Genomic DNA, 24642 nt, shown 5'->3' with positions numbered 1-24642 from the left:
CGCGCTCATGGCGCCACCGCCCGGCGTGCGCCGGTGGCCAGCCAGCGTTCGACCAGGAACAGGATTGCGATCAGCAACACCAGCCACGGCTGCAGGTCACGCGGTGATTGCGGGAATACCAGGCTGCCGGTCAGCGGCTGGTGTGTGGCTGCGAGCACGCGCGTCGGTGCCGCCCTCGGCGGATCGAACAAGGCACGCACGCGCTGCGGGAAGTCGGGCTCCAGCAGTGCCGGCATGGCCTGCGGTGCAAGCTCGCGGGTGAAGCGCATTACCCGGCCCTTGCCATGGGCGGTGCCTTCTACCAGCGAAGCGCCCGCGGCATCACGCCACAACACCGTCGTGGCCGGCAGGTTGGCAAGGGTGCTGTCGTGGCCGAGCAGTGCGTTGCCGCCTTCGCGTATCCACGCGTCAATTGCGGCGGGCAACGGCCCAGGCGCCAGCCAGATCAGCTGGCGTGCGCTGGCGGGCACGGGTTGTGTATTGGGTGCGGTGTCGGAAGCAACTGCATTCGCACCATCACCCTTCCACGCGGCCTGTGCGGCGCGCAGGTAACGCATTGCCGCTTCGTGCTGCGGCGCGTAGCGGATGCTGGGCGCAAATGCGGTGGCTACCGGCGCAGCTGCAGCCGGCATCGAGCCGGGCAACACACGCCATTGAATGTTGTGACTCAAGGCTGGCAGTTGCGCGTCGACACCGGTCAGTTGCTCCGGCACCAGCACGGTCAGCGTCGCGTCGGCAGGCAATCCCGCATCGAGTTCGCGCAACAGGCTGGTCACCGACGCGGACGACGCGGGCGCGGCCTCGTCCAGCGACGGGAAGCCCGGTGCCAGCCAATGCCACCGGGTGTTTTCTGGCGTCTGTACCGCACGGGCCTGTGTGAGGTCGACGCCCGGCACCACTGCAATCCACGGCGCTTCGCTGGCGCCGCCGACCAGCACCGGCCGCGCCAGCAGCAGCGCCAGTGCGACCAGCAGCAACAGCCGCAGCGCCAGCAGCAGCCATTCGTCGAAGCGGATGCGATGACGCGGCTTGGGCTTCTGCCGCAACCAGCGCAGTGCGGCGAACTGGATCGGCCGCTGCTCGCTGCGTCGCGCCAGGTGGATCAGCAGCGGCAGCAGCAGTGCCGCGAGCGCGGCCAGGCCGGCGGGCAACAGGAACGCCAGGCTCATGCGTACTCCGCAGCGTCACGGGAGCCGAACAGGCGCCGCAGCGGCAAGTCCAGCGCCTGGTCGAGCACGTAGCGCGCATGGCGGATGCCGCTGGCATCCAGGCGCGCGTCGAGTTCGCGGCGTGCCGTCTCGAATCGACGCAGGAATTCGTCGCGCATGGCAACGCCGTCGCCACGCAGTTCTTCGCCGGTTTCAGGGTCGCGGAACAAGTGGCCGCCGCGGAACGGGAAGTCGCGCTCCTCGGCGGTCAGGATCTGGATGGCGGCGACTTCGCGGCGTGCGGCCGCCAGGCGCGTCACCACTTCCAGCGCGCCTTCGTCGAAGGCGTCGCTGAGAAGCACGACCAGGTCGCCGGCGCCGATGCGTTCCCACAACGGACGCAGGCGTTCGGCGGACGGCCAACTGCCGCCCGCTTCAACACGTTGCAACTCGAGCATGAAGCGGTCGCGCTGACGCAGGCCGCTGCCGGGTGCGAGCACGCGCACGCCCTCGCCGTGCAGGACGGCCAGGCCGAAGCGGTCGCCCTGGCGCAGCGCCAGTTCGGCCACGCAGGCGGCCAGGCCCTTCGCCGCCGACAGGCGCGACCAGCCGGGGCGGGCCGCGTCTTCCTGCGCCATCGAAGCGGTGGCGTCGACCAGCAGCCACACCGCGAGCGGGCTTTCGCGCTCGGCCTCGCGGACGAAGAAGCGGTCGGAGCGTGCGTAGAGTTTCCAGTCGACCTGGCGCAGTTCGTCGCCGGGTTCGTAGGCGCGGTACTGGGCGAATTCCAGTCCGGCGCCGCGGCTGCGGCTGTGGTGCAGGCCGATGCCCTGCAGGCCGACCGCGCGTCGCGAGGTCAGGCGCAGGTCTTTCAACCGCGCGCGCACCTGCGGCGGGATGAAGTCGACGAAGCTGGAACCGGCACTGGCCACGCGCGTCCTGCGATCAGCCCGCGAACGGCACGCTGCGCAGCAGCGCGGCGATCACGTCGTCGGCGCTCTTCTGCTCGGCCTCGGCGGCGAACGACAGCAGCAAGCGGTGGCGCATCACCGGCGCAGCGAGCGCGACGATGTCTTCGCGCGTCGCGGCCAGGCGGCCGTGCAGCAGCGCGCGCGCCTTGGCCGCGAGCACCAGCGACTGACCGGCACGCGGGCCGGCGCCCCACTTCACCCACTGCTTCACTTCCGCCGGCGCCGATTCGTTTGGGCGGCTGGCGCGCACCAGGCGGGTGATCCAGGCGAGCAGGTCGTCGCCCAGGTGCACTTCGCGCACGCGCGCCTGCAGCGCCAGCACTTCTTCGCCGTGCATCACCTGCGGGACTTCGGAATGACGAGTGCCGGTGGTCTGGGCAAGGATGTCGCGCTCTTCGGTTTCACTCGGATAATCGACGCGGATGTGCAGCAGGAAGCGATCGAGCTGCGCTTCCGGCAACGGGTACGTACCGGCCTGCTCCAGCGGGTTCTGCGTGGCCAGCACGAAGAACGGCGCCGGCAGCTGATGGGTCACGCCGGCGTAGCTGACGGTGCGTTCCTGCATCGCCTCCAGCAGCGCCGCCTGGGTCTTGGGCGGGGTGCGGTTGAGCTCGTCGGCGAGCAGCAGGTTGGTGAAGATCGGGCCCGGCTGGAAGCGGAAATGGCGATGGCCCGTACCGTGGTCTTCTTCCAGCAGCTCGGTGCCGAGGATGTCGCTGGGCATCAGGTCGGGCGTGAACTGCACGCGCCGGAACTGCAGCTCCAGCGCCTGGCCCAGCGAGCGCACCAGCAGCGTCTTGCCCAGCCCGGGCACGCCTTCGAGCAGGCAGTGTCCGCCGGCCAGCAGGCCGATCAGCAACTGCTCGACGACCGCTTCCTGGCCGACGATGGCCTGGGCGATGGCGGTGCGCAGGGTGCCGAGCCTGGCGAGCTGGGCCTGGATGTCGGCTTCGGTAGGGGTGGTGGTCATCTTCAGTTCCCGGTTGATCTGTAACCCGTCATTCCCGCGAAGGCGGGAACCCAGTGTCTTTGCTCTTTCACGCCGGCCGCCTCGCGCGTCAATGCGAAGTCGCTGGGTTCCCGCCTTCGCGGGAATGACGGGTTGCGGGTGCGTGGCGTAGTCATCAGCTGTTCAACGCATACATCACGATGTTGACCGCGAACCTGGTGTTGTCCTCGGCGAGGAAACGCTTGTTGCGCCAGTCGTAGTCCCACTCGCAACCGTAATCCTTGTTGCTGTAGAGGACGCCGAGCCGGCCGTCGATCTCGATGCCCTGCAGGTAGTCATGCACCAGGTCGTCGCCCCAGCCGTTGAGCTCGAAGCCCGTGGCCGGCGGACCGTCCTTGAAGGTGAAGAAGCTGCGGTACAGCGCATGCGTGTTGGGCAACTTGCGCAGCGCCTTCGGCCCGAAGATCGACGACATCTGCGCTTCGAATGAACGTGCGAACAAACCGTCGATATCGTGGTTGCAGTCGTCGACGAAGACGAAGCCGCCATTGCGCACATAGCGCTCGAAGTTGCGCCGCTCGTCCGGATTGAACTCGACCAGCTTGTGCCCGGCCAGGTAGCAGAACGGCGCGGTGAGCATCTTCGGATCGGCCAGCGCCAGCACGTGTTCCTTCGGGTCCACGCGCAGGTTGGTGTAGTCGATCAGCGAGGTGATCAGGTTGGCCGGCATGCGCTGGTCGACGTCCCAGTCCCCCGAGTCGTACTTCAGGCGGGTCAGCCAGAAGTCGTACTCGACGCTGGCGGCGCGCGCGAGCGGTGACAGCACCGCCCCTGCCGCGCCCGCCAGCATCAGGCGGAGGAACTGCGCGCGGTTCATATCGACCGCGCGGTATTGATGACGTTGATGCCGTTGAAGCGCGTGGTGCTCGATCCGTGCGATACCGCCGAGACCTGGCTCGGCTGGCCCTTGCCGTCGAAGAACGAACCGCCGAGGCGGAAGTCGCGCTCGTCGCAGATCGCGCTGCACGCGTTCCAGAACTCCGGCGTGCGGATCTGGTAAGCGGCGTCCTCGACCAGGCCGGTGACCTTGCCCTGCTTGATCTCGTAGAACAGCTGGCCGCCGAACTGCGCGTTGTAACGCTGCTGGTCGATCGAGTACGAGCCGCGGCCGTGGATGTACAGGCCGTTCTCGACGTCCTTGACCATGTCGGCGACGCTCAGCGGCGTCTTGCCCGGCATCAGCGAGACGTTGGCCATGCGCTGGAACTGCACGCTCGACCACGAATCGGCGTAGCTGCAGCCGTGCGATTCCTTGTGGCCGAGGATGTGCGCTTCGTCGCGCGTGGCCTGGTAGTCGACGAGGATACCGTCGCGCACCAGGTCCCACTGCTTCGTCTTGACGCCCTCGTCGTCGTAACCGACCGCGCCCAGGCTGCCCTGGCGGGTCTTGTCGGCGACGAAGTTGACGATGTCGCTGCCCCAGCGGTAACCCTCGTCGCGCTTGTCGAGCGTGGCGAAACTGGTGCCGGCGTAGTTGGCCTCGTAGCCGAGCACGCGGTCGAGCTCGAGCGGGTGGCCGACGTTCTCGTGGATGGTCAGGAACAGGTTGGACGGGTCGATCACCAGGTCGTACTTGCCCGGCTTCACCGACGGCGCCTTGAGCTTGGCGCGGGCGTCGCGGGCACTGGCGATGGCGTCTTCCATCACGTCGTAGCTGCGGCCGTAGGCGGTGATGCCGCCGGGCAGGTTGAACTTGCCGGCCGGATCGGCGTCGAGGTACTCGTAGCCCATGCCCATCGGCGCCGACAGGCCATTGCGCGTGCGGAACTTGCCGCTGGCCTTGTCCACCGCCGTGGCGGTGATCGGCAGCCAGATGCGGTGGACGTCCTGGTCGATGTAGCTGCCGTCGGTGGAGGCGAAGTACTTCTGCTCGTTGATCAGGAACAGCGTCGAGTTGAAGAAGTCGGCGCCGGCCTTCATTGCCGCGGCATTGACGCCGAGCAGCAGGTCCACCTTCTCCTTGATCGGCACCGCCATCGCGTTCTTGCGGATCGGTGTGGCCCAGCTGATCTCGCCGACGCCGGGCGTGGGTGCCAGCTCGACCCGCTTGGTCTGGTGGCGCGAGTTGGCCTTTGCTATGGCGGCCGCCTGGCGCGCCACGGCCGCCACCGCATCGGTGGTCTGCACGTTGGTCGCCGCGAAGCCCCAGGCGCCATCGACCAGCACGCGCACGCCGATGCCGGAGGACTCGCCGTTGACGATGTTCTCCACCCGCGCCTCGCGGGTGATCACCGACTGGCGCAGGTAGCGCCCGATGCGCACGTCGCAGTACTGCGCGCCCGCCGCGCGGGCGGCCGTCAGCGCGGCGTCGGCGAGGAGCCGGCGGCGCGCGCCATCAACCGGTTCGAGCAGCGCCTCGGCGGCGATGCTGCGGCCGAATGGCAGCGCCATCGCGGCGAGGGAGAGACCGGTGAGATTGAGGAAGTCGCGGCGTTGCATTTGCGTGGTTACTCAAAAAGCCAAACAACCGTCATCCCCGCGAAGGCGGGGACCCAGCGACTTTGCACCTTGCGACAGAGCCACGTCGCTGGGTTCCCGCCTTCGCGGGAATGACGGGGTAAAGAGGGTTCTGGTCAGACCGCATCCGACAGTGAAGTGAAGGTGAAATCGCGCAGCTTCATCGGCGGGATCATCATCACGAACGAGGACTCGTCACCGGCCACGCGCACCGGCTTGCCGAGCTCTTCGATGTTGTTGAGCATGATCACCGGCGACTCGTTGAAGCGGAAATTCTTCACCGGGTGCTTGATCTGGCCGTTCTCGATGTAGAACGTGCCGTCGCGGGTCAGGCCGGTCAGCAGCACGGTCTGCGGATCGACCATGCGGATGTACCAGGTGCGGGTGACCAGGATGCCCTTCTGGGTGCTGGCCACCAGCTGCGCGGTGGTCTTGTCGCCACCGGCGACCAGCAGGTTGCCCGGCTCGCCGACGGCGCGCTTGCCCTGCTTCTTGGCCCAGTAGCGCGAGTACTGCATCGCCACGACCTTGCCGTTCTCGACGATCGCCATCTTCTCGCGCGGCAGGCCTTCGCCGTCCCACGGCAGCACCGGCGCGCGCTCGTCCCACGGGTCGGCGCTGATGTTCACGCGCGGGTCGTAGACCTGCTCGCCGAGTTTGTTGCCGCCACCCTTCTTCGACAGGAAGCTGCGGCCTTCGTCGGCCTGGCGCGCGTCGAAGAAATTCATCATGAACGAGATCAGGCCCGCGGCTGCCGCCGGCTCCAGGATCACCGTGTACTTGCCCGGCTCCAGCGCCTTGGCTTCGGCCGATTCGGTGGCCTTGCGCATGGCGGTGCGGATGTCCTGGTCGGCCTTGAAGTCGTCGGAGTCCTTGAGGTTGCGGCCGACCCAGCCCGAACCGCGGCCGTCTTCGGTGCGCACGGTGCAGGTGTAGTCGAAGCGCGTGGCCTTCTGGTAGCCGAAGTTGCCCTTGGAGTTGGCGAACGCGACGAAGCTCTGGCCGTCCTCGAGGAAGCCGGCGGCAATCAGCTTTTCAGCCTTGCACGGGGCGATCGAGTTGGCCGCGACCTGGGCGCGGTACTCCGGGGTGATGGCGGCGGTGGCCGGGCTGAAGGTCGGGCTGGCCTTGTAGGCCTGCTTCTCGATCGCCGGCATGAACTCCGGGTTTTCCGGGGCCAGGCGGGCGAGGTCTTCGGCACGGCGCACCACGCGCTCGAGCGCGGCGTCGTCGAACTCGTTGATGGTGGCGGTGCCGACGCGGCTGCCGAAGGCCACTTCGACGGCCAGCTCGGTGTTGTCGACGATGCCACTGGTGGAGATGTTGTTCAGGGCGAAGCGGATGTTGCCGTCGATCGAACCCTCAAGCTGCGCCGTGCACTGGTCGGCCTTGGACAGCTTGATGACCTTGTCGAGGATCGCCTTGGCCTGTTCTTCGGTGAAGATGCTCATTGTCTATGTCTCCAGGCTCAGCTCAGCCGAGGTTGCGGGCGGTGTTGATGACGTTGATGCCGTTGAAGCGCGCCGTGCTCGAGCCGTGCGAGACCGCCGACACCTGGCCGGGTTGTCCCTTGCCGTCGAAGAAGGAGCCGCCGAGGCGGTAATCGCTGTCGTCGCAGACGGCGACGCAGGCGTTCCAGAACTCCGGCGTGCGGATCTGGTAGGCCACGTCCTCGATCTGCTGGGTGATCTGGCCGTTCTTGATCTCGTAGAACAGCTGGCCGCCGAACTGGGCGTTGTAGCGCTGCTGGTCGATCGAGAACGAACCGTCGCCGATGATGTAGATGCCGTTCTCGACGTCCTTGATCATGTCGGCGACGCTGAGCTTGTTCTTGCCCGGCGCCAGCGACACGTTGGCCATGCGCTGGAACTGCACGCTCGACCACGAGTCGGCATAGCAGCAACCGTCGGACTCGGTCTTGCCCAGGATGTGGGCCTGGTCGCGGATGGTCTGGTAGTCGACCAGCGTGCCGTCCTTGATCAGGTTCCACTTCTTGGTCTTGACGCCTTCGTCGTCAAAACCGACCACGCCGAGGCTGCCGAGCTGGGTCTTGTCGGCGAACACGGTGACGTTGTCGGAGCCGTACCTGAACTTGTTCTTGAGCTTGTCGACCGTGGCGAAGCTGGTGCCGGCGTAGTTGGCTTCGTAGCCGAGCACGCGGTCGAGCTCGAGCGGGTGGCCGATCGACTCATGGATCGTCAGCCAGGTGTGCGACGGGTCGAGCACCAGGTCGTACTTGCCAGGCTTGACCGACGGTGCGGTCAGCTTGGCCTTGGCCTGCTTGGCCGAGGCGATGGCGTCTTCCATCATGTCGTACGACAGGCCGTAGTTGACCACGCCGTTGGGCGAGACGACCTTGCCGGCGGCAGCGCCGTCGAGGTACTCGAAGCCCATGCCCATCGGCGAGGACAGACCGTCGCGGGTGCGGAACTTGCCGGTGGTCTTGTCGATCGCGGTGACCGTCATCGGCGCCCAGATGCGGTGCACGTCCTGGTCGATGTAGCTGCCGTCGGTCGAGGCGAAGTACTTCTGCTCGTTGACCAGGAACAGCATCGAGTTGACGAAGCTGCCACCGGCGTTGATCGCCGCGGCATTCACGCCCAGCAGCAGGTCGACCTTTTCCTTCAGCGGCACTTCCATCGAATTCTTGCGGATCGGCGTCTTCCAGGAGACTTCGCCGACGCCCGGCGCCTTGGCCAGCTGCACCGGCGTGGTCTGGTGCTTGGAGTTGGCGCGCGCGATCGCGGCGGCCTGCTGGGCGGCCTTGACCACGCCCTGGGTGCCCAGTTCGTTGGTGGCGGCAAAGCCCCAGGCGCCGTTGACCAGCACGCGGATGCCGATGCCGGTCGACTCGGTGTTCACCACGTTCTGGACCTTGTCCTCGCGCGTGATCACGAACTGGCGCAGGTAGCGGCCGATGCGCACGTCGCAGTACGACGCGCCGGCGGCGGTCGCAGCGCCCATGGCGGCGTCGGCCAGTGCCTTCTTCTTGGCCACGTCGATCGTCTCGACCAGCTGCTCGGCGGCAATGGCACGGCCGAAGGGCAGCATCAGCCCGGCCACACCAACGCCGGTCATCGACAGGAATGAGCGTCTATCCACTTGTGTAACTCCCCGGAAAGGCCGGCACGGCAGCGGCTGCCGCACCAGGCAAAAGACGAAGGCAAAGGCCCCCCGCGACTGTGCTCAGGGGGCCAGCAGCCCGTCAAGTGACGTTCGGGCTATATGACCGGGGCTCTGGCTGCCCGATACGCCGAAGTGTGGACTGCGTCGGCGCCCATCGGCGCGCCCGGGGGAAGCGGCCGGAGGCGGGCCGCCACAATCGGCATGGTCGATGCATTTTCGGCGATTGCCGCCGTGTGGCCGATGCCCGGCCCCCAAAGCGTTGGAACCGGTGCCGCAGTCACGATCCACTCGCAACCCACGCCAGTGCTCCGATCCCTCCGCCCCTTCTCCCGCGCCCTGCGCACCAGTTTCCTGGTGTTGCTGCTGCTCGGGCTGGTGGCGCGGCCGGCGCCGGGGCTGGGATGCGAGCTGCTCGCCATGGAGCACGGCACCGCCGTGACGTCGGCGTCCGACCAGGGGCACGCCCACTCCGATCCCTGTGCCAAGGATTGCGACCACGCGCATGCAAAGAGTGCCCACACGCTGATGCAGCCCTGCTTTGCCGGCGCATCGGTCGATGCCTCGGCCACGCCATTCGTGCTGGCCGGCATGCGGGCGTCGCCCGTGCCCACTCCCGACTGCGTGCCGGTTCCCCGGCCGCAACTCGCGGTGCCCTTGAGGCCGCCCATTGCCTGAGACCGGCGGCCGTCCCGCGACGGCCTGACTTCCGTTGACCTGCAAGGCAGCGCTCCGTTCGGTCGCGCCGGCCAGTCACCTGGCGGCCGGCACGAATCGCACGCCACTGCGCTCGCGGTCGAATCGAATGATTGATGACTACCGACGTTCGCGGCGGCGCACGACCCTTGGCGGTCCGGTGCGGCCGCAGCGCGTGGGAGTCCAGGGGCCCCCAGATGAGCAGGTTGTTGGCACTGATACTCGAACCGTTCGTCCCGTTCATCCGTTACGCCTGGCGACGCCTGCCGGCCGCGCTGCGCGGGACACGGCCCGCCCGCAGCATCGGGATGTTCTTCTACGAACACTACGTCCGCGATACCGACCGCAACCAGACGCACCACACCTGGTTCCTGCGCAACATCGTGCAGTTGCACCTGCTCAGCGAGGTCGTGTCCGCGCATCCGCGTGGACAGCCGCTGCGCATCGCATCGATCGGATGCAGCGTCGGCGCAGAGCTCTACTCCACGCTTTGGCTGCTGCGCCGTCATCACCCATGGCTGAAGGTGGTCGCCCACGGAGTCGACACATCGGCGAACGTGATCGATGTGGCGCGCAAGGGCGTCTACCGGCTCAGGACACCCTCGACCCTGGGCGGCACGCTCGAACTCAATTGTTCGAAGGTACTCACGACCGTTCCGGACGCGCTGAGAGAAATCATGGACGTCACGCCCGAGGGCGACTTCCGCATCAGGGACTGGATCCGCGAGGGCGTCACCTGGACCGTCGCCGATGCGAGGGATCCCGCACTTGGCGCGACGATCGGATCGCAGGACGTACTGATGGTGTGCAACGTGCTCGGGCCCATGAACGATGCCATCGCCGAGGAATGCCTGAGGAACGTGGTGAGGCTGCTCGTTCCAGGCGGCACGCTTGTGCTGGACGGGCTCGACATGGACCTCAAGGCGCGCGTCACGCAATCACTCGGGCTCACGCCGGTGACCCGCTACCTGGAGGAGATCCACACCGCCGACCCGACCAAGGGCGACTGGCCGTGGACACGCTGGTCGCACGAACCGATCGATCACGAGCGCGCCGATTGGCAATACCGGTACGCGACCGTGTTCGGTGTCGCACAGGTTCCTGAACGCACGCAGGACAGCGCGCTCGATCAGCCAGCGGCGGCGAAGAGCGCGACGGATATGACCGCGGCTGGCAGATCGGGACGGTGACGGCGCGCGAAAAATTCGTACATCGCCATGATCGACGAACGCCTATCCTTGACGTATCGCGCATTTGTATTGGCCGATCAACCCCCTGCCGATCGCCGAGCGATCGGGCACGCCGCTCGCCCCCGGTTCTGCATCCCATGCCGCTTCGCATCATCATCGCCGACGACCACCCCATTGTTCGTTCCGGCATTCGCGAGCTGCTCGAGAGCAGCGGCGAATTCGGTCCCTTCGTCGAGGTCGGCTCGTCCGACGCCTTGGTGGAGGCGCTGGAGCAAGGTCGCTTTGACCTGATCCTGACCGACTTCAACATGCCAGGCGGGCAGGTCACCGACGGGCTTAACCTGCTCGAGCTGATCCGCCAGCGCTGGCCGTGGACGCCGGTGGTGGTGCTGACCATGGTGAGCAACATCGGCCTGTTGCGCGCGGTGCTGGACACCGGCGTGCGTGGCCTGCTCAACAAGGCCGACGCGCTCGACGAACTGCAGCAGGCAGTCCGCGCGGTGGCGCAGGGCCAGACCTACATCAGTGCCGATCTGCGCTCGATGATCAGCGCCGCCCAGGCAGCCGCCCCGGGCGGCCGCGAAACGCGCCTGTCGCGGCGCGAGTCGGAGGTAATGCGCTTGTTCGCCTCGGGACTTACCGTGTCGCAGATTGCCGCGCAGCTCGAGCGCAGCGCCAAGACCATCAGCCGCCAGAAGATGGACGCGATGGCCAAGCTGGGCCTGCGCAATGATCGCGAGATCTACAACTACGCGCGCGAGAAAGGGCTGCTGGTCTAGCCCGGCGTCCGGCTGATTCACACCGTCACCTTTCCCCGTCATCCCCGCGAAGGCGGGGACCCAGCGTCGTGCCCGTTCGAAGTCGCTCGGTTCCAGCCTTCGCGGGAATGACGGGCCCAAAAAAACCCGCCCCGTTTCCGGGGCGGGTCCGCCAACAACGGCGACTCCTCAACTGAATCAGCGCGCGATCACCTCGATGCGAACGCGACGGTTCGGCATCAGGCAGTCGATCAACGCACTGCGATTGCGGTCATTGCACTGCACTACCGGGTCGGTACTGCCACGGCCTTCGGTCTGGATGGCCTCGCCCGGCACGCCCTTCTCCACCAGGTATGCCTTCACCGACTCGGCACGACGCCTGGAAAGGTCCAGGTTGTAACCGGCGCTGCCCAGGCGGTCGGCGTAGCCGATCAGGCGCAGCGTCTCGACGCGTTCGGCGCCTTCGAGCACCTTCAGTACCTGATGATCGATCGCCTCCGGGGCATCGACCGCCAGACGGGCGCTGTCGAAATCGAACAGCGTGTCGGTCGAAATTTCCGCGGACGCCGCAACGTGCGGTTCCTGCGGTTCCACCGGCTCAGTCGCCTGGCCACCGGCCAGCGCCGCGCAGGATTCCGGATTCCACCAGGTCTGCGTCAGCAGCATGTTGTCGTTGAACAGCAGCTTGTACTGGCAGTCGACGTCCTTGCCCGGCTCGCCCGACGGCAGCTTGAACAGGTAGTCCCATTCGTGCACGCCGAGCATGCCTTCGCGGTACATCGGGTGGCCTGTGCTTCCTTGGAAGTGCTGGGGCCGAACTTGGAGTACTGCGTATTGGGCTGAAGTGCGTCGATCGACTTGCTGAAGCCGGCAACGGTGGTATCGAGCTGGCCCTTGTTGACGGCATCACCTGCTTCGGTGCCGGTGGCAACGTTGGTGATCTTGACCGCCGCGCCGCCCTTGTTGAGCGTCACCAGACCCTTGGTGGCATCGTCATACGCAACAGCCAGCGCATTGCCGGTGCCCGGGCCGCTCTTGGCAACCGCATCAATGGCCGAGGCCACGTTGTCGTAGGTGGTCCCACCGACGGTGATCGTCGGCTTCTTCACGGTGCCGTCGGTGTTGAGGTCAGCACCGACCGCCGTGGCCACGCCCTTGAGCTGCGCGACGTTGACCGCGTCGGTGCTGGCCGTGCCCTTGGCCACGTTGATGATCTGGCGCTGCACGGTGGCGCTGCCCACCGAGACGCTGTTGTCGCGATCGGCCAACGCGCTGTTGCCCAGAGCGACGCTGTTGGCGCCCGAGGCCTTGGAGTTGGTGCCGATGGAGACGCCCCACTTGCCCTCGGAGTCGGCGTTGCCACCGATCGCGATGGAGTCGTCGCCCTTCGTGACCGAATCGCCCAGCGTGGTGTTGGTGTGGAAGTACTTGGCCCCGCCGCCGTTGGTGATGTTGTTCACCGTGTTGGTGACGTTGGTGACGCGGCCGTCGATGTTGGAGACAGCATCGCCGATGCTGTGCACCGTGGAGCCGCCGACGACATAGTCCGGTGCCTTGATGGTGCCGTCCGTATTGACCGTCGCACCGCCGCCAAGGCCATTGGCCATCGACTGCGCGGTGGCGAACAGCTGGCCGCCGTTGATCGCATCGGCGCTGGTGGCACTGACGGCGCCCTTCTTGACGTTCCCCAGCGTGACCGCGGCGCCGCCCTTGTTGAGCGTGGCCGAAGCCTTGGTGGCATCGTCGTACGTCACAGCCAGGGCGCTGTTGCCGCCGCCGCTTCCGATCTTGGCGTCTACCGCATTGATGGCCGCGGTCAGGGAGTTGGAAGTGCCCTTGAGCTGCGACACGTTGACCGCGTCGGTATCGGCCGTGCCCGGAGCCACGTAGATGATCTGACGCTGGTTGCCTGCGTGGCCCACCGAAACTGCGTTGGCGCGATCGGCAAGCGAGCTGTTGCCCAGAGCGACGCTGTTGGCACCCGATGCCTTGGAGTTGGTGCCGATGGAGGTGCCCCACTTGCCCTCGGAGGTGGCATTGCCACCGATCGCGATGGAGTCCTCGCCCTGCGTGACCGAATCGCCCAGCGCGGTGTTGGTGTGGAAGTACTTGTTGCTGCCCCCAGCGGCACCGCCCTTGGCAACCGCATCGATCGCCGCCGACACGTTGTCGTAGGTGTTGCCACCGACGGTGATCGTCGGCTTCTTCACGGTGCCATCGCTGTTGAGGTCAGCACCGACCGCCGTGGCCACGCCCTTGAGCTGGTCGACGTTGACCGCGTCGGTGCCCAGGGTGCCGCGGCCGACATTGACGATCTGCCGGGTAGCGGTCGACGAGCCTACCGAGACCGTGCCCGCGCGATCGGCAACCGAATCGCTGCCCAGGGCGACAACGCCAGCGACGCTGGCCTTGGCGCCAGCGCCCAGTGCGACGCTCTTCACTCCCACGGCGCTTGCACCGGTATAACGATCCTTACCACCGCCGATGGCAACGGACTGCTCGCCAGAACTGGTAGCGGAGGTACCCAGCGCCGTGGAGAAGGCACCGGAGGCCTGGCTCTCGAAGCCCGTCGCAGATGAGTACCCGCCCGTTGCGGTCGCATGCGCGCCAAGCGCTGTATTGTCGGCCGTCGTGCCTGCATCTGCCTGGTCGCCAACAGCCACTCCGTTGCCACCGGCCGACTTCGCGCGAGCGCCGATTACGACGGAGTCGACACCCGTTGCCGACGCGTCAGGGCCGGTCGAGTTGACGTAGAAGTACTTGCCCGGGCTGGACATGGGGCTGATCGTCGAGGCGGCGATGGCGCTCTTGAGCTGCTTGACGTTGACCGCATCGGTGTCCTGCGTGCCTGCGGCCACGAACGTCAGCTGGCGCGTAAGCCCGTTGCCATTGCCGAACGAGACACTATTGTCGCGGTCGGTGTAGGACGAATCGCCGAGGGCCACACTGCCCGTGTGCGTAGCCCTGGACTCGTGACCCAAAGCGGTGGCGCGAAGGCCCTGCGCCAAGGCAAAGGAACCAAATGCCGAGGCAGCGGTGGCCTGGCCATTGACGGTGCCGCTGGCATACGCGCCGTAACCGACAGCGGTGGCTCGCAGACCCAGCGCCTGGCTGGAGGGGCCGATCGCGAGCGCTCCTGTCCCGTTGGCAACCGCCGCGACTTTGCTGGTAGCGGCATCGTCTGCCGCCACGTAGCCGCTGGTGGCGCCGACCGTGACTGCCATCGCCGCAGTGGGAATCAACATGGCACCGGCGCCCAGGCCGGTAGTCGTGACGAGCATCGCCGTCGTTGCGACCGAGGCCGCCTTCGACTTCTTCTTCCGGCCCTTGGCCATTTCCGACGCAACGACCCAGGTGCCGGTCGTTGAGTTCCAAACAACGTTGTAAATCGTATTCATGCGGTTTATTGCTCCGAGGTCCAGATGGAAAAAACGACGCGACCCGTTGCCCACGTTGGTGGGGGCACAGTGCGGCGCGCATTGTCATGACGCCGCTTCGACCGCACCATCAGAACCGCCTCAAGGGCCGCTGATTTCCGCCATTTCTCAGAATCCGTCTGCTCGCTGCACGCACCGCATCGGCGCATGAAGACGTAATGAACTCTTCCTCGCGAATGGAACGACGCAGCACCTGACAACGACCGTCGACGCAAGTCCTTTCGCGCAAGCGGTTGAGCCGTCGACGTTTTCAGCGCGGCAGTCGCCTCTACGCCGACGAACCGTTGCAGTCACTCGCCAACAAAAATGCGACGACGCCCGGTCGTGCCCGCCGGGAAAACTAAGAAACGTCTGATTGTGTGCCCCATTCCGGGCTCTTACAGTCACTTCGCTGGCAGTTAAGCGGCATGCACTCTGCGTTGCACGACGCGCATGGCGTCCTCAGGCAGCCGCCCCCGTGAAGACACAACCTGGCAGCCCTCCCTTTGAAGCCGAAAAATCACCCCGGTTCCCCGCAGGCATGCTCCACACGGGCACGCGCCGAAACTGCATGTCGCACCGTGGCATGCAATCGGCCGACGCTTGTGACACATGATTCACAAACGCCGCGGCGCGCGCGTGCCGTGCTGGCGCTGGGCGTGACGGTTCTTTTCATTGGTTGCAGCTTCAACGGCGGGCAGCGCACCGGCCTGTTGCCGAAAATGGATACCGGCGCCAGCGGCATCGCCGAGCTGGTCCGCCGCCTACCGCCGACTGGCGCGGTGGATGGCGCGACTGATGGACAAGCCGCAGCCGCGCCTGTCGAAACTCCGCGCGAAGCGGCACGCAAGCCGCCGCCGCCTCCTCGGCCGCGCATCGTGCTGTCGGACCGGCGCGTGCGCGAGCGGATTCCGGTCGCGGCAACGGTGGCCTCCATCGTGCCGGCCGATACGCTGGATTCGGTGCAGCCCCGTCCGGCTGGCCCGGCTGACCTGGAAGGCAGGGTCGCGGATGACGCCCCCGTGGCATTGCCTGCTGCCGATGTGGCGCAAGTGGGCGCTTCGCCGGCGGTGCCCGCCATGGCGACCACATCCTTGCCGGCATTGCGCAAAGCCGCTGCGCCATCGAGTGCGATCGCGCTGCCGTGGAACGGCTCATGGTCGCGATGGTTGCCATCGCACGCTTCGCTGTTGAGCTGGTGGCCGTGGATCGTCGCCCTCGCGCTGCTGCTGTTGCTCCTGGCCTGGCGCAGGCGCCGCAAGGCCGAACGCGAGCGCCGCGCCGCTGCCGAACAACCGCGCGCCGTCACCTGGGCGCAGGTAAAAGCGCCAGACGCCCAGCTTGCGCAGGACAGCAACGAACTTTCCTACGCCGACCTGCCGCTGCCATCGGTGGCCGTTGCAATGCACATGATGGCACCGCGGCCATCGCCCATATCGCCCACCAGCGCGCTGGTGCGACACGACGCGACACGCTCGACCGATGCGCGCCTGCGCGCGATCGATGCCAGCGTCGATGCACCGCTGGTGCTGACCGGTGCGCTGCCGTCGTGTGTGTCACTGATGAGCTACGAACACATGCTGTCGCCGCAACCGGCCTGGGCAGCACCGGACCAGCTCGACACCGTCGAACCCGAGGACAAGGCCGTCGTCCCCACGATCGAGAACCCGCCGATGAACGAAGACGTGCGCGTGGCGTCGGTCGCGGAAACATCAGCCCCGGGCCCGGTGCCGGTCGAGGGCGAATTGCCTGCCATCGCTGCCGTTCGGCACACCGCACAGGAACCGTCACCCGTGCCCAGCGCCGGCACGCCGACGGCGCCGACCATGATCACCGCACCGGCACCGACCTCGTCGATGGACGTGTCCGAACGCGTGGGCCAGGCCAAGCACTGGTTGACCGCGGACCGGCCGGAGCAGGCGTTGGCGGCACTGGCACCGCTGCTCTATGGCGACAAGGCCAGCGGCGAAGCGTGGACGGTGGCGGGCTGGTGCTGGTGGCGCATCGCGCGTGACCGACCGGGCCAACGGCTGGAGGCCGCCGGGCATGCGGCGTCGGCATTCCGCAATGCGCGCCGGGTCGAGCCCGACCGCGCCAATCTGTTGTCGCGGATGATTGCGCGCTGCCACCAGATGCAGGCCGCCCAGCAGACCGGTGCCGATCGGCTGGCCAGCCTGGACGAGGCGATTGCCGTCTACGACCGCTATCTGCTGGGGCAAACGCGCGACGACGCGGTGCTGCTCGAATGGGCCGGGACGCTGTACGAGCGCGCGCTCGAATCGCCACGTGGCGAACGCACGCCCTGGCTCGATCGCAGCGAAGCGGTGGTCGAGCAGCGCTGGGGCACGACCATGGCCGACGCCGGTGAGCCGGTGCAGTGGCTGTGCATCAACCTGTTGCTGGCGCGCGCGGAACTGGTGGACGTGCGCTCGGCCGCAGCGCTGCATGCGCGTGCCACCGGCCTGCTCCGGACCGGCCTGCCGCGCGTGGACGAAGCACAGCGCGACGTCTGGCTGACGCGCCTGATCGAAGCCGAGCGCGCCTACGCGCAACGTCTCAGTGGCGCCGCCCGCATCAGCCGCCTGCAGGCGACACAGGCCGGCATCGAGGGCTGGCTCGACTCGGCACACACCGTCAACCCGCTGCTGGCATGGATTGGCCTGCTCGGCGACTGGGCCGCCAGCCTGCATGGCGCCGCGGCGCAGGCTAGGCTCAACCAGGCCGAGGCCCTGTTCGCACGCATCGAGGCGATCTCGCCCGAGGACAGCGCGCAGACGCGATTCGCACGCGCCTATTACCTGCGCCTGCGGGCCCGTCGCGAGTTCGGCCTCACCCGCTGGCACACGCTCGACCAGGCGCGCGCGCTGATGACCGGCATCGCAACCGGCGACCTGCCACAGGCGCTGGTGGATCTGCAAACCGCGGAGATCCATCTCGAACAGGCGCGGCTTACCGAAGGCGTGCCGCAACAGGCGCACTATGCCGCGGCGGCGCGACTGGCCGAGGCGGCTGCGCAGGCACCGGAGAACGAAGCGCGTGCACTGCTGTGCGCACTGACGGCGCTTGTTGCCATCGCGCAGTCGTCCGATCACGCCCCGGCCGGTGCGCAGCCGCGAATGAACGCGATCGCCCAGCGCTTGCTGGAACTGTCGCCCAACGACGCCGACGCGTTGCGTGTCGTCGCCAGCGTGCACCTGGCCAACGATGAAGCGCAGACGGCCTGCGAGTTGTGCGCCGCAGCCTGGGAGGCTGGCGCTGCCCGTGCCGAACTGCTGCCGATCTGGCGCGAAGCCGATGCGTGCTGGTCCAGAACTCTCGATCCGGGCCGGCAGCACCCGCACTGGAAACGTCTGCACCAGGCCATGCGCATGGCCAGCAGCACGCCTTGATCCCACCACCGCTCCACCGCCCCACCCCCCAAACACCAGGACGACCCCATGGACACCCCCGCTCTTTCCCTTGATGGCGTTCAGCGCCTTTGGAAATCCCGATACGGAATCACCGCTTCGGTCTCCCTCGACAGTCTCGCCGCGCGCTCGCTGCACAACTACGGCGAGTGGGTCGAACAGGAACTCGACCTGCTCAGCGGCCTGGTCCATGAAGGGCACAGTGTGCTCGAGTTCGGCGGCGACTACGGCGCGCACGCGCTGTGGCTGTCGCGCACGGTCGGCGAGAAGGGCCAGGTGCACGTGGCCGAACCGCGCCGCCTGGACTTCCAGCAGCTGTGCGCCAACATCGCGCTCAACGGCCTGGTCAACGTGCACACTCACTCGGTATGGCTGGGACGAGAGAACGCAACCTTGCGCATGCTCGATGCCCGCCCGAACCGCACCGACGGCGAGCGCGTGCGCTGCGCCAGCGTCGACAGCCTCGGCCTGGATGCGTTGAACCTGATCAAGGTCAACCTGCCCGGCACGCTGGTGGCATTGCTGCAGGGCGCCGACGAATCGGTGCGACGTTTCCGCCCGACCATCTACGTGCGCCTGGGCGGCATCGACCAGGCCGCGGCCGAGGTCAAAGCCCTCAAGGACGCCGGCTACCGCTGCTGGTCGCACCTGCCGTACCTGTACAGCGCCGACAACCACGCTGGCAACGCTGACAACCTGTTCCCGGGCATGGTCCACCAGAACGTCATCGCCGCCCCGATCGAAGCGCGCCTGGAGTTCGATCGCCTGCGCGAGATCTGATCGCGCGTCGCCGGCAGCGGTCGTGCGGACGCTGCCGGCGCTGCCCGTGCGGACGACTACTTCGCCCGGAACAGCATGTTGTATTGAAACTTTCGTCCGGTCGCGGCGGTAATGTTCGCTGTGTCGGGATGCTGAGCGTTGATAAGCACGATGCTCACCTCCGGAATGATCGCGGAAGGGAATTCTGCGATTGCATGGACGCCTGCGCTGTACCAGGCTGAACCGATTTCGATCGATACGCGCCCGTGCGGGATCGCGTCCCAGCCGCCTTCCAACGCATCGACGGCCATGACTGCACGCTTGTTCCAGATGGTGTCTGGAACATCGATCTCGATGATGTACTTGTTCAGCGGCAAACCGCCATCGTCGATGTGGGCGTCAGTTTCAAGGACTGCCGTGGGCAACAACGGCGCCGCATAGATCACCAGTTCTCCTGGCTTGTTCCAGCGTCCAGGCGAAGAGGCGGCAGCGGCCCCAGTCAGATCGTTCGGGGCCCAGCTGGGTCCCGTAGAGCCGATTCGCCACAGCTTCATTGATAGGCGCCACTTTGGATGGCCCCCAGCACCCGCATCACCGACTCCCGACCAGAGGGTGTGTCCAACAATTCGGAAGGCGCCAAGCCGCCTAAAGCCTTCTGCGGCCGCTGGATCCAATGACCCACCCATGCCGCCACATCGAAGCCTTGAGCATCCGGGTTGTCTGGTTCGGCCGCGAGCATGTCTTCGACCTGGTTGATGAGGTCCATCAGTCCCACCACGGACTGCCCCGACGTGCCGGAAAACAACCCCTTCTCCTTGATCTTTTTTTTGTACGTCGCCGCGGGAATGCCCACAACAAGCTGGAATGCCGTGGTGCTGATACCGAACTCGTCGATCATCTCCTCCACGACCTGGGACGGAACGCCCTCGCGCTCGATGCGGACCCGTTGCGGCAACTGCGCAGTCTTGAGGTAGAGAAGATAAGGTCGAAGGTGCGTGGGCAGCCCTTCATGCTGTGCATGGACGGGCTTCCGGGAACCGCGGCCCTCAGCAACGGAGGCTCCGCCCGGCATGCGCTTCTTGCGCAATGGCCGCTTGGCCGACCTGGCCGGGGTGTCTGACATGACTCCGCCTCCTTGGTTAGATATAGCCATCGTGTAGGCTATATATGTCCGACTCAAGCAGGAACGGACTTTGAAGCAACGTCACTGGCTCGGGCCCCTCCCGGGGTCGAGCGTGGCGATCACCGTCTCCAGATTGCCGATCCGCGTCAGCAGCACCGACCGTCTCACCTCGTGGTCCAGCTGCGATATCGGCTCGCGATCGCCTTCGGCCAGCAGCAATAGGGCACCATCGATGCGGTGCAGGATGTCGCGCTGCAGCTCCTTGTCTCCGCTCTCGAAAGCGGCGTCGAGCTCCAGCATGTCGCGACGGCTCGAATCCAGCAGCCCCACCAGCACTTCGCGCAGGGACGCCTCTCCGCCGAACAACTCCGTCAACCGGCTCAGCTTGCGACTGGTGCGCGGCGAGATCGCCGTCACTTCAGGCAGCGGCGTCGGCAGCGTGTGTTGCAGATGGGTTGCCAGCTTCCTGTCGAGATCGAGCAACTGCACCGGCTTGGCCAGGAAATCGTCCATGCCCGCGTCATGGCAGCGGCGCACCTCCTCGGGCAACGCACTGGCCGACAGCGCGACGATGGGCAGATGGCGATCGGTGCCGGCTTCCTGCTCGCGGATCCGCCGCGTCAGCGCGAACCCGTTGAGCACCGGCATGTGGCAATCGCTGATGAGCAGGTCGTAGTGCTGCAGCGACAGCGCCTCCAGAGCCTGCTCGCCATCCTCGACCAGCGTGTGCGCGTAGCCAAGGCGTTCGAGCTGGCGAGCGATGACCGCGCGGTTGGTCATGTGGTCCTCGGCGACCAGGATGCGTGCCGCACGCGGCGCATGGACTCCAGGCAGCGGCGATGCCGTCCGGGGTGGTTCCAGGCCCAGCGCGGCACAGCACGCTTCGGCAGCCGCAACCGTCAGCAGCGGGCTGCCGCTCAACGACACTTCGCCGCCTTCGACCTGGAAGCCGCGCACGTCGACCGATTCGACCAGGCACAGGTAGCGCGCGCCCGCGGGAAGACGGCCTTCGCGCACCAGCTCGACGTCGACCACGAACAGATCGGCGTCGTTGGCGGCGGCCTCGCTCAATTCCTCCGGACCGAACTCCATCAAGTTGAAGCCGAGCGTTGACAGCGTGTTGGCAAGTTCCCGCTCGAACATCGGATCGCGCGTGCACAACAGCGCCGTCTTGCCGGCGATCTGCTCGTGCGGCTCTACCTCGCTGACTACCGGCAGCGGCAACTCGAGCGTCGAAGTCGTGCCCTGCCCGCGCGTGCTGCTGACGCGCACCTCGCCGCCCATCATCTGCGCCAGGCGCTGGCAGATCGACAGGCCCAGGCCGGTGCCGCCGAAGCGCCGGCTGATCGAATCCTCCGCCTGCACGAACGGCTGGAACAACCGCGCCAGTTGCCGCGGCTCGATACCGATGCCGGTGTCGTTGATGTTGATGCGGATGCGCTGGATGCCGTGCTCCTCACCGGCCAGCTCGATGCGCAGTTCGACGTGGCCGGCCTCGGTGAACTTGAGCGCGTTGCTGACCAGGTTGGTGATCACCTGGCGGATGCGCACGGCATCGCCCTGGTGCGTGCCGGCCAGCCGCCAGTCGATGGTTGCGTACAGGCGCACGCCCTTCTCGTGGGCTCGCGCCGAGAACAGGCCCATGACGTTGTCGGCGACCGCGCGCAGGTCGAACGCGCGCAGGTCCAGGTCCAGGCGCCCGGACTCGATGCGCGAGAAGTCGAGCACGTCGTCGAGGATCTGCAACAGCGATCCGGCCGAGTCCTGGACCATGCCGAGCATGCGCGCCTGCTCGCGGTCCATCGGCGTGTTCGCCATCAGCTCGACCAGGCCCAGCACGCCGGCCATCGGCGTGCGGATCTCGTGGCTCATCATCGCCAGGAAACTGCTGCGCGCCGACACCGCTGCGCGCGCCGCCGTCGTGGCCTCGACCAGCGCCTGCGCCTGCTGCTTCTCGTCGGTGATGTCGGCGAAGTAGATGCACCACACCACGCTGCCGTCGGCCTCTCGCCGCGGCGTGCCGCTGGAGGCGCGTGTCCAGCGCATCTCGCCCTGCACGGGCACGCAGAACTCGACCTCGTGTCGGGTGCCGCTGGCAACGATCCGGTGGATGGCGGCGAGCACGGGGTCGGACGCGTCCTGGCCAGGATCGTGCTCGTCGGGATCGTGCTCGTCGGGACCGGCTTCACCCGCGGTAACCGCGTGCAGGCGTCGTCCGGAGCGGAACAGTTCCGAACGCGAGCGGCCGAACAGCGCCTGGGTCTGGCCGGCAACGTAGTCGTATACGATCCTGCCGCCGGACTGCACGCTGATGCGCACGATCACGCCCGGCAGGCGATCGTTGGTGTCGATCAGGCGCTGCTCGGAGGCACGCGCGCGCGCCTCGGCCTCGCGGATGTCGCTGACATCGACGAACGTTCCCAGCAGTCCGCCGACCTGGTCCGGAGCGACGTTGAAGCGATGCAGCCACAGGATGACGTCGCGTGGCTTGCCCTGCGGTTGCAGCGGTGGCAGCCGCATCTCCAGCCGCCGCCTGCGGCCGCTGACCAGGACGCCGATATCGAGCCGGTGCGCTTCCTCCTCGTCGGCCGGCTGCAGATGGTTCGTCTGCGCGAGCGTGCGATTGAGCAGTTGCGAGCGCGGCACGGCGAACATCGCCTCGTAGGCCTGGTTGACTGCCTGGTAGCGACCCTCGACGTCCTTGAAGAACACCGGGTGGGGAATGGTCTCGAGCAAGCTCTGCTGGAAACGAAGCTGCGCGGCCAGGTCCGATTCCGCCTTGGCCTGCGCACGCCATGCGCTGCGCAGCCGCACATACGCCACCGCGCCGATCAGCAGGAGCGCAATCGCCGTCACCAGACCGGCCACCACCCACGCCCATGGCACGCCATAGCGGTACTCGGTGGTCAGCCAGCGGCTGCGAATGGACTGGTGCTCTGCCTCGGTCACCTTCGCCAGAACGCGGTTCACCAGCGGCAGCAACCTGGCGTTCTCGGGCGTGATGCCGATGGCGAACTCCTGCTCGACACCGGCCGGACCTGCTATGCGCAGCTTTGCCGCGTAGCGATCGCGCAGCAATGCGTCGATGGCCGGCAGCGTGCCCACGTAGGCGTCGACGTCGCCGTCATTGACCAGGTCCAGCCCGGCTTCGTTGCTGCTGACCGGGACCAGGCGCGAGCGCGGCAGCGCGACCGTGAGTCCATTGATCACGCCTGCTTCCTGGCGCACGGCGACTGTCCGCCCGACCAGGTCTTCGGGGCCGACGATCGCCGTCCCGTGCGCGCGCGTGACGATGACGCCGGGGAAATGCGCGTATGGCCGACTGACCAGAAGGTCGCGGCTGTCGAAATCCTGCGGCAGCGTGGCCGCCACGATGTCGATCTGGCGTGCGCGCACCATCTCCTGCAGGCTGGCCCAGTCCTGCGCCGGCACCATTTCCAGTCGCAGCCCGAGTTCGCGGCCAAGCAGGTCGATGTAGTCGGCGGCGACACCGTCGAAACGGCCGTCGCCGTCGGCGTAGGAGTACGGGGCGCGATCGATTTCGAAGCCCACGCGCAGCGGTCGCAGCGCTTTCAGCCAGTCGCGCTCGTGGGGGTTAAGTCCGGGCGCCCGCGGCGGTTCCGCGGGCGCCTCCTGCATCAGGCCCCAGCGCTTGCGCAATCGTTCGACATCGCTGGCGCCAAGGCTGGCTTCGGCCTTGCGCAGGATGGCCAGGAGCATCGGCCGGTCGTTCGGCACGGCCAGGCTGACCGGAGAGCGCGGGATGTCGACTTCGCGGAGCATCACCAGGTCATCGGCATTGCGCTGTTGCATCAGCATGCGCGTACGCACCGAGGTGGCGCCGATGTAGGCATCGGCCTGGCCTGCGGCCACCATTTCCATGGCGGCGCGGCCATCGTCGCTGTACAACAGTTTCGCGCTCGGGAATCGTTCGGCCAGCCGCGTCGCCAGGCCGCGGAACCTGCGCTCTATCACCAGGCGCGCGGCAACGAGGTTCTGTCCGCTGGCCATGCGCGTGTCGTCGCGCCTGGCGACCAGCATGAATCGACCGGCGTCGTAGGGCGCGAGAAACCCGAACCGGTCCGGCTCGTCGGCGTGGGACGACTGTCCCAGCAACAGGTCGTATGGCAGGTGCTCGCCGCGCAGGCCGCGGGTCACCTGTTCCCAATCGACATAGGGCCGGAAGTCGGCCTGCATCCCGGCGCGAGCAACCAGCAAGCGGGCGTAATCTACGCCGAACCCTTCCGCCCGCCCGGCCGCCCAGGTCTCTATGGGCAGGTGGTCGCCGGCGAACACGCCCACGCGCACGGTGCGATGAGAATCGCGCCATGCGGCCTCCTCACCGCTCAACTGCACCGGCAGCTGCTGTGCCAATGCGGCCACCGACACGGTGAGCAGGACCAGGACCAAGGTCGCATGCGTCAGTCGTCGCAGCCATCCAAGCTTGCCATCGCCGACGCTGGAAGGTGGGGCGGCAGGTGCCGCCGGCTTGGTCATGTGAGTAATGGGGAAAAGTAGCAACGCGGCGCGCAGGTTAGTCGCCGCGTGCTGCCCCCACCATCAGACTCGTCTGATTACCCTGGCT

General features: G+C 67.0%; 17 protein-coding genes. 5 read left to right on the top strand and 12 right to left on the bottom strand.

All coding sequences use genetic code 11. The annotated features are described in order from the left end of the window. Window positions 1–5: 5 nt before the first annotated feature. The 7 genes from AC3A3Q_RS10485 to AC3A3Q_RS10455 form a co-directional block, all read right to left on the bottom strand. The gene (locus tag AC3A3Q_RS10485; protein WP_487586201.1) at window positions 6–1169 is read right to left on the bottom strand and encodes a BatA domain-containing protein; all 1164 of its coding nucleotides are present in this window, start codon (window positions 1167–1169) and stop codon (window positions 6–8) included. Beyond that, window positions 1166–2080 (bottom strand): DUF58 domain-containing protein, encoded by a 915-nt coding sequence (locus AC3A3Q_RS10480; protein WP_487586200.1) that lies wholly within the window; start codon window positions 2078–2080, stop codon window positions 1166–1168. The genes AC3A3Q_RS10485 and AC3A3Q_RS10480 overlap by 4 nt, the downstream gene beginning before the upstream one ends. Window positions 2081–2093: 13 nt before the next feature. After that, window positions 2094–3089 (bottom strand): AAA family ATPase, encoded by a 996-nt coding sequence (locus tag AC3A3Q_RS10475; protein WP_487586199.1) that lies wholly within the window; start codon window positions 3087–3089, stop codon window positions 2094–2096. A gap of 154 nt (window positions 3090–3243) precedes the next feature. Next, window positions 3244–3945, bottom strand: a complete 702-nt coding sequence (locus AC3A3Q_RS10470) for a DUF4159 domain-containing protein (RefSeq protein WP_487586198.1) — start codon at window positions 3943–3945, stop codon at window positions 3244–3246. Then, a complete protein-coding gene (locus AC3A3Q_RS10465; protein ID WP_487586197.1) occupies window positions 3942–5567 on the bottom strand; it encodes a TldD/PmbA family protein in 1626 nt (541 codons plus the stop codon). Before AC3A3Q_RS10465 ends, AC3A3Q_RS10470 begins: the two co-directional genes overlap by 4 nt. A 134-nt stretch (window positions 5568–5701) precedes the next feature. Beyond that, window positions 5702–7036 carry a TldD/PmbA family protein gene (locus AC3A3Q_RS10460; RefSeq protein ID WP_487586196.1) on the bottom strand — a complete coding sequence of 445 codons (1335 nt, stop codon included), beginning with the start codon at window positions 7034–7036 and terminating at the stop codon, window positions 5702–5704. 22 nt (window positions 7037–7058) lie between these two features. Beyond that, window positions 7059–8687, bottom strand: coding sequence for a TldD/PmbA family protein (locus tag AC3A3Q_RS10455; protein ID WP_487586195.1), 1629 nt, complete (start codon window positions 8685–8687; stop codon window positions 7059–7061). A 225-nt stretch (window positions 8688–8912) separates the two neighbouring features. Between AC3A3Q_RS10455 and AC3A3Q_RS10450 the strand changes: the two genes are divergently transcribed. The 3 genes from AC3A3Q_RS10450 to AC3A3Q_RS10440 all read left to right on the top strand — a co-directional run bounded on the left by AC3A3Q_RS10450 (window position 8913) and on the right by AC3A3Q_RS10440 (window position 11373). Next, on the top strand, window positions 8913–9386 hold the full coding sequence (locus AC3A3Q_RS10450; protein WP_487586194.1) for a hypothetical protein: 474 nt from the start codon (window positions 8913–8915) through the stop codon (window positions 9384–9386). A 215-nt stretch (window positions 9387–9601) separates the two neighbouring features. Continuing rightward, window positions 9602–10594 (top strand): CheR family methyltransferase, encoded by a 993-nt coding sequence (locus AC3A3Q_RS10445; RefSeq protein ID WP_487586193.1) that lies wholly within the window; start codon window positions 9602–9604, stop codon window positions 10592–10594. Between the two features lie 137 nt (window positions 10595–10731). After that, window positions 10732–11373, top strand: coding sequence for a response regulator (locus tag AC3A3Q_RS10440; RefSeq protein ID WP_487586192.1), 642 nt, complete (start codon window positions 10732–10734; stop codon window positions 11371–11373). Between the two features lie 177 nt (window positions 11374–11550). On the opposite strand, the gene AC3A3Q_RS10435 is transcribed toward AC3A3Q_RS10440, so the two are convergent. Then, a complete protein-coding gene (locus AC3A3Q_RS10435; RefSeq protein ID WP_487586338.1) occupies window positions 11551–12018 on the bottom strand; it encodes an OmpA family protein in 468 nt (155 codons plus the stop codon). Continuing rightward, a complete protein-coding gene (locus AC3A3Q_RS10430) occupies window positions 12009–14750 on the bottom strand; it encodes an ESPR-type extended signal peptide-containing protein (RefSeq protein WP_487586191.1) in 2742 nt (913 codons plus the stop codon). The genes AC3A3Q_RS10435 and AC3A3Q_RS10430 overlap by 10 nt, the downstream gene beginning before the upstream one ends. Before the next feature lie 677 nt (window positions 14751–15427). Between AC3A3Q_RS10430 and AC3A3Q_RS10425 the strand changes: the two genes are divergently transcribed. Then, entirely contained in the window at window positions 15428–18157 is a 2730-nt protein-coding gene (locus tag AC3A3Q_RS10425) for a DUF5585 domain-containing protein (RefSeq protein ID WP_487586190.1), read from the top strand. Between the two features lie 48 nt (window positions 18158–18205). After that, window positions 18206–18955: a class I SAM-dependent methyltransferase gene (locus AC3A3Q_RS10420; protein ID WP_487586189.1), complete on the top strand. Its 750-nt coding sequence runs from the start codon at window positions 18206–18208 to the stop codon at window positions 18953–18955. Window positions 18956–19011: 56 nt separating this feature from the next. On the opposite strand, the gene AC3A3Q_RS10415 is transcribed toward AC3A3Q_RS10420, so the two are convergent. The 3 genes from AC3A3Q_RS10415 to AC3A3Q_RS10405 form a co-directional block, all read right to left on the bottom strand. Continuing rightward, window positions 19012–19488 carry an RES family NAD+ phosphorylase gene (locus tag AC3A3Q_RS10415; RefSeq protein ID WP_487586188.1) on the bottom strand — a complete coding sequence of 159 codons (477 nt, stop codon included), beginning with the start codon at window positions 19486–19488 and terminating at the stop codon, window positions 19012–19014. After that, the gene (locus AC3A3Q_RS10410; protein ID WP_487586187.1) at window positions 19485–20057 is read right to left on the bottom strand and encodes an antitoxin Xre/MbcA/ParS toxin-binding domain-containing protein; all 573 of its coding nucleotides are present in this window, start codon (window positions 20055–20057) and stop codon (window positions 19485–19487) included. The genes AC3A3Q_RS10415 and AC3A3Q_RS10410 overlap by 4 nt, the downstream gene beginning before the upstream one ends. Window positions 20058–20138: 81 nt before the next feature. Further along, window positions 20139–24554 (bottom strand): ATP-binding protein, encoded by a 4416-nt coding sequence (locus AC3A3Q_RS10405; protein ID WP_487586186.1) that lies wholly within the window; start codon window positions 24552–24554, stop codon window positions 20139–20141. Window positions 24555–24642: the final 88 nt, after the last annotated feature.

Source organism: Lysobacter sp. Soil_C_59 (assembly GCF_057656415.1).
Note: the sequence above shows the minus strand (reverse complement) of the source record. Positions and strands in the feature narration are given on the sequence as shown.

Coding starts and splice junctions, on each gene's coding strand:
- AC3A3Q_RS10405 (WP_487586186.1), bottom strand. CDS start 24,554: ATGACCAAGCCGGCGGCACCTGCCGCCCCACCTTCCAGCGTCGGCGAT.
- AC3A3Q_RS10475 (WP_487586199.1), bottom strand. CDS start 3,089: ATGACCACCACCCCTACCGAAGCCGACATCCAGGCCCAGCTCGCCAGG.
- AC3A3Q_RS10470 (WP_487586198.1), bottom strand. CDS start 3,945: ATGAACCGCGCGCAGTTCCTCCGCCTGATGCTGGCGGGCGCGGCAGGG.
- AC3A3Q_RS10435 (WP_487586338.1), bottom strand. CDS start 12,018: ATGCTGCTGACGCAGACCTGGTGGAATCCGGAATCCTGCGCGGCGCTG.
- AC3A3Q_RS10465 (WP_487586197.1), bottom strand. CDS start 5,567: ATGCAACGCCGCGACTTCCTCAATCTCACCGGTCTCTCCCTCGCCGCG.
- AC3A3Q_RS10430 (WP_487586191.1), bottom strand. CDS start 14,750: ATGAATACGATTTACAACGTTGTTTGGAACTCAACGACCGGCACCTGG.
- AC3A3Q_RS10460 (WP_487586196.1), bottom strand. CDS start 7,036: ATGAGCATCTTCACCGAAGAACAGGCCAAGGCGATCCTCGACAAGGTC.
- AC3A3Q_RS10420 (WP_487586189.1), top strand. CDS start 18,206: ATGGACACCCCCGCTCTTTCCCTTGATGGCGTTCAGCGCCTTTGGAAA.
- AC3A3Q_RS10440 (WP_487586192.1), top strand. CDS start 10,732: ATGCCGCTTCGCATCATCATCGCCGACGACCACCCCATTGTTCGTTCC.
- AC3A3Q_RS10485 (WP_487586201.1), bottom strand. CDS start 1,169: ATGAGCCTGGCGTTCCTGTTGCCCGCCGGCCTGGCCGCGCTCGCGGCA.
- AC3A3Q_RS10445 (WP_487586193.1), top strand. CDS start 9,602: ATGAGCAGGTTGTTGGCACTGATACTCGAACCGTTCGTCCCGTTCATC.
- AC3A3Q_RS10410 (WP_487586187.1), bottom strand. CDS start 20,057: ATGTCAGACACCCCGGCCAGGTCGGCCAAGCGGCCATTGCGCAAGAAG.
- AC3A3Q_RS10450 (WP_487586194.1), top strand. CDS start 8,913: ATGGTCGATGCATTTTCGGCGATTGCCGCCGTGTGGCCGATGCCCGGC.
- AC3A3Q_RS10415 (WP_487586188.1), bottom strand. CDS start 19,488: ATGAAGCTGTGGCGAATCGGCTCTACGGGACCCAGCTGGGCCCCGAAC.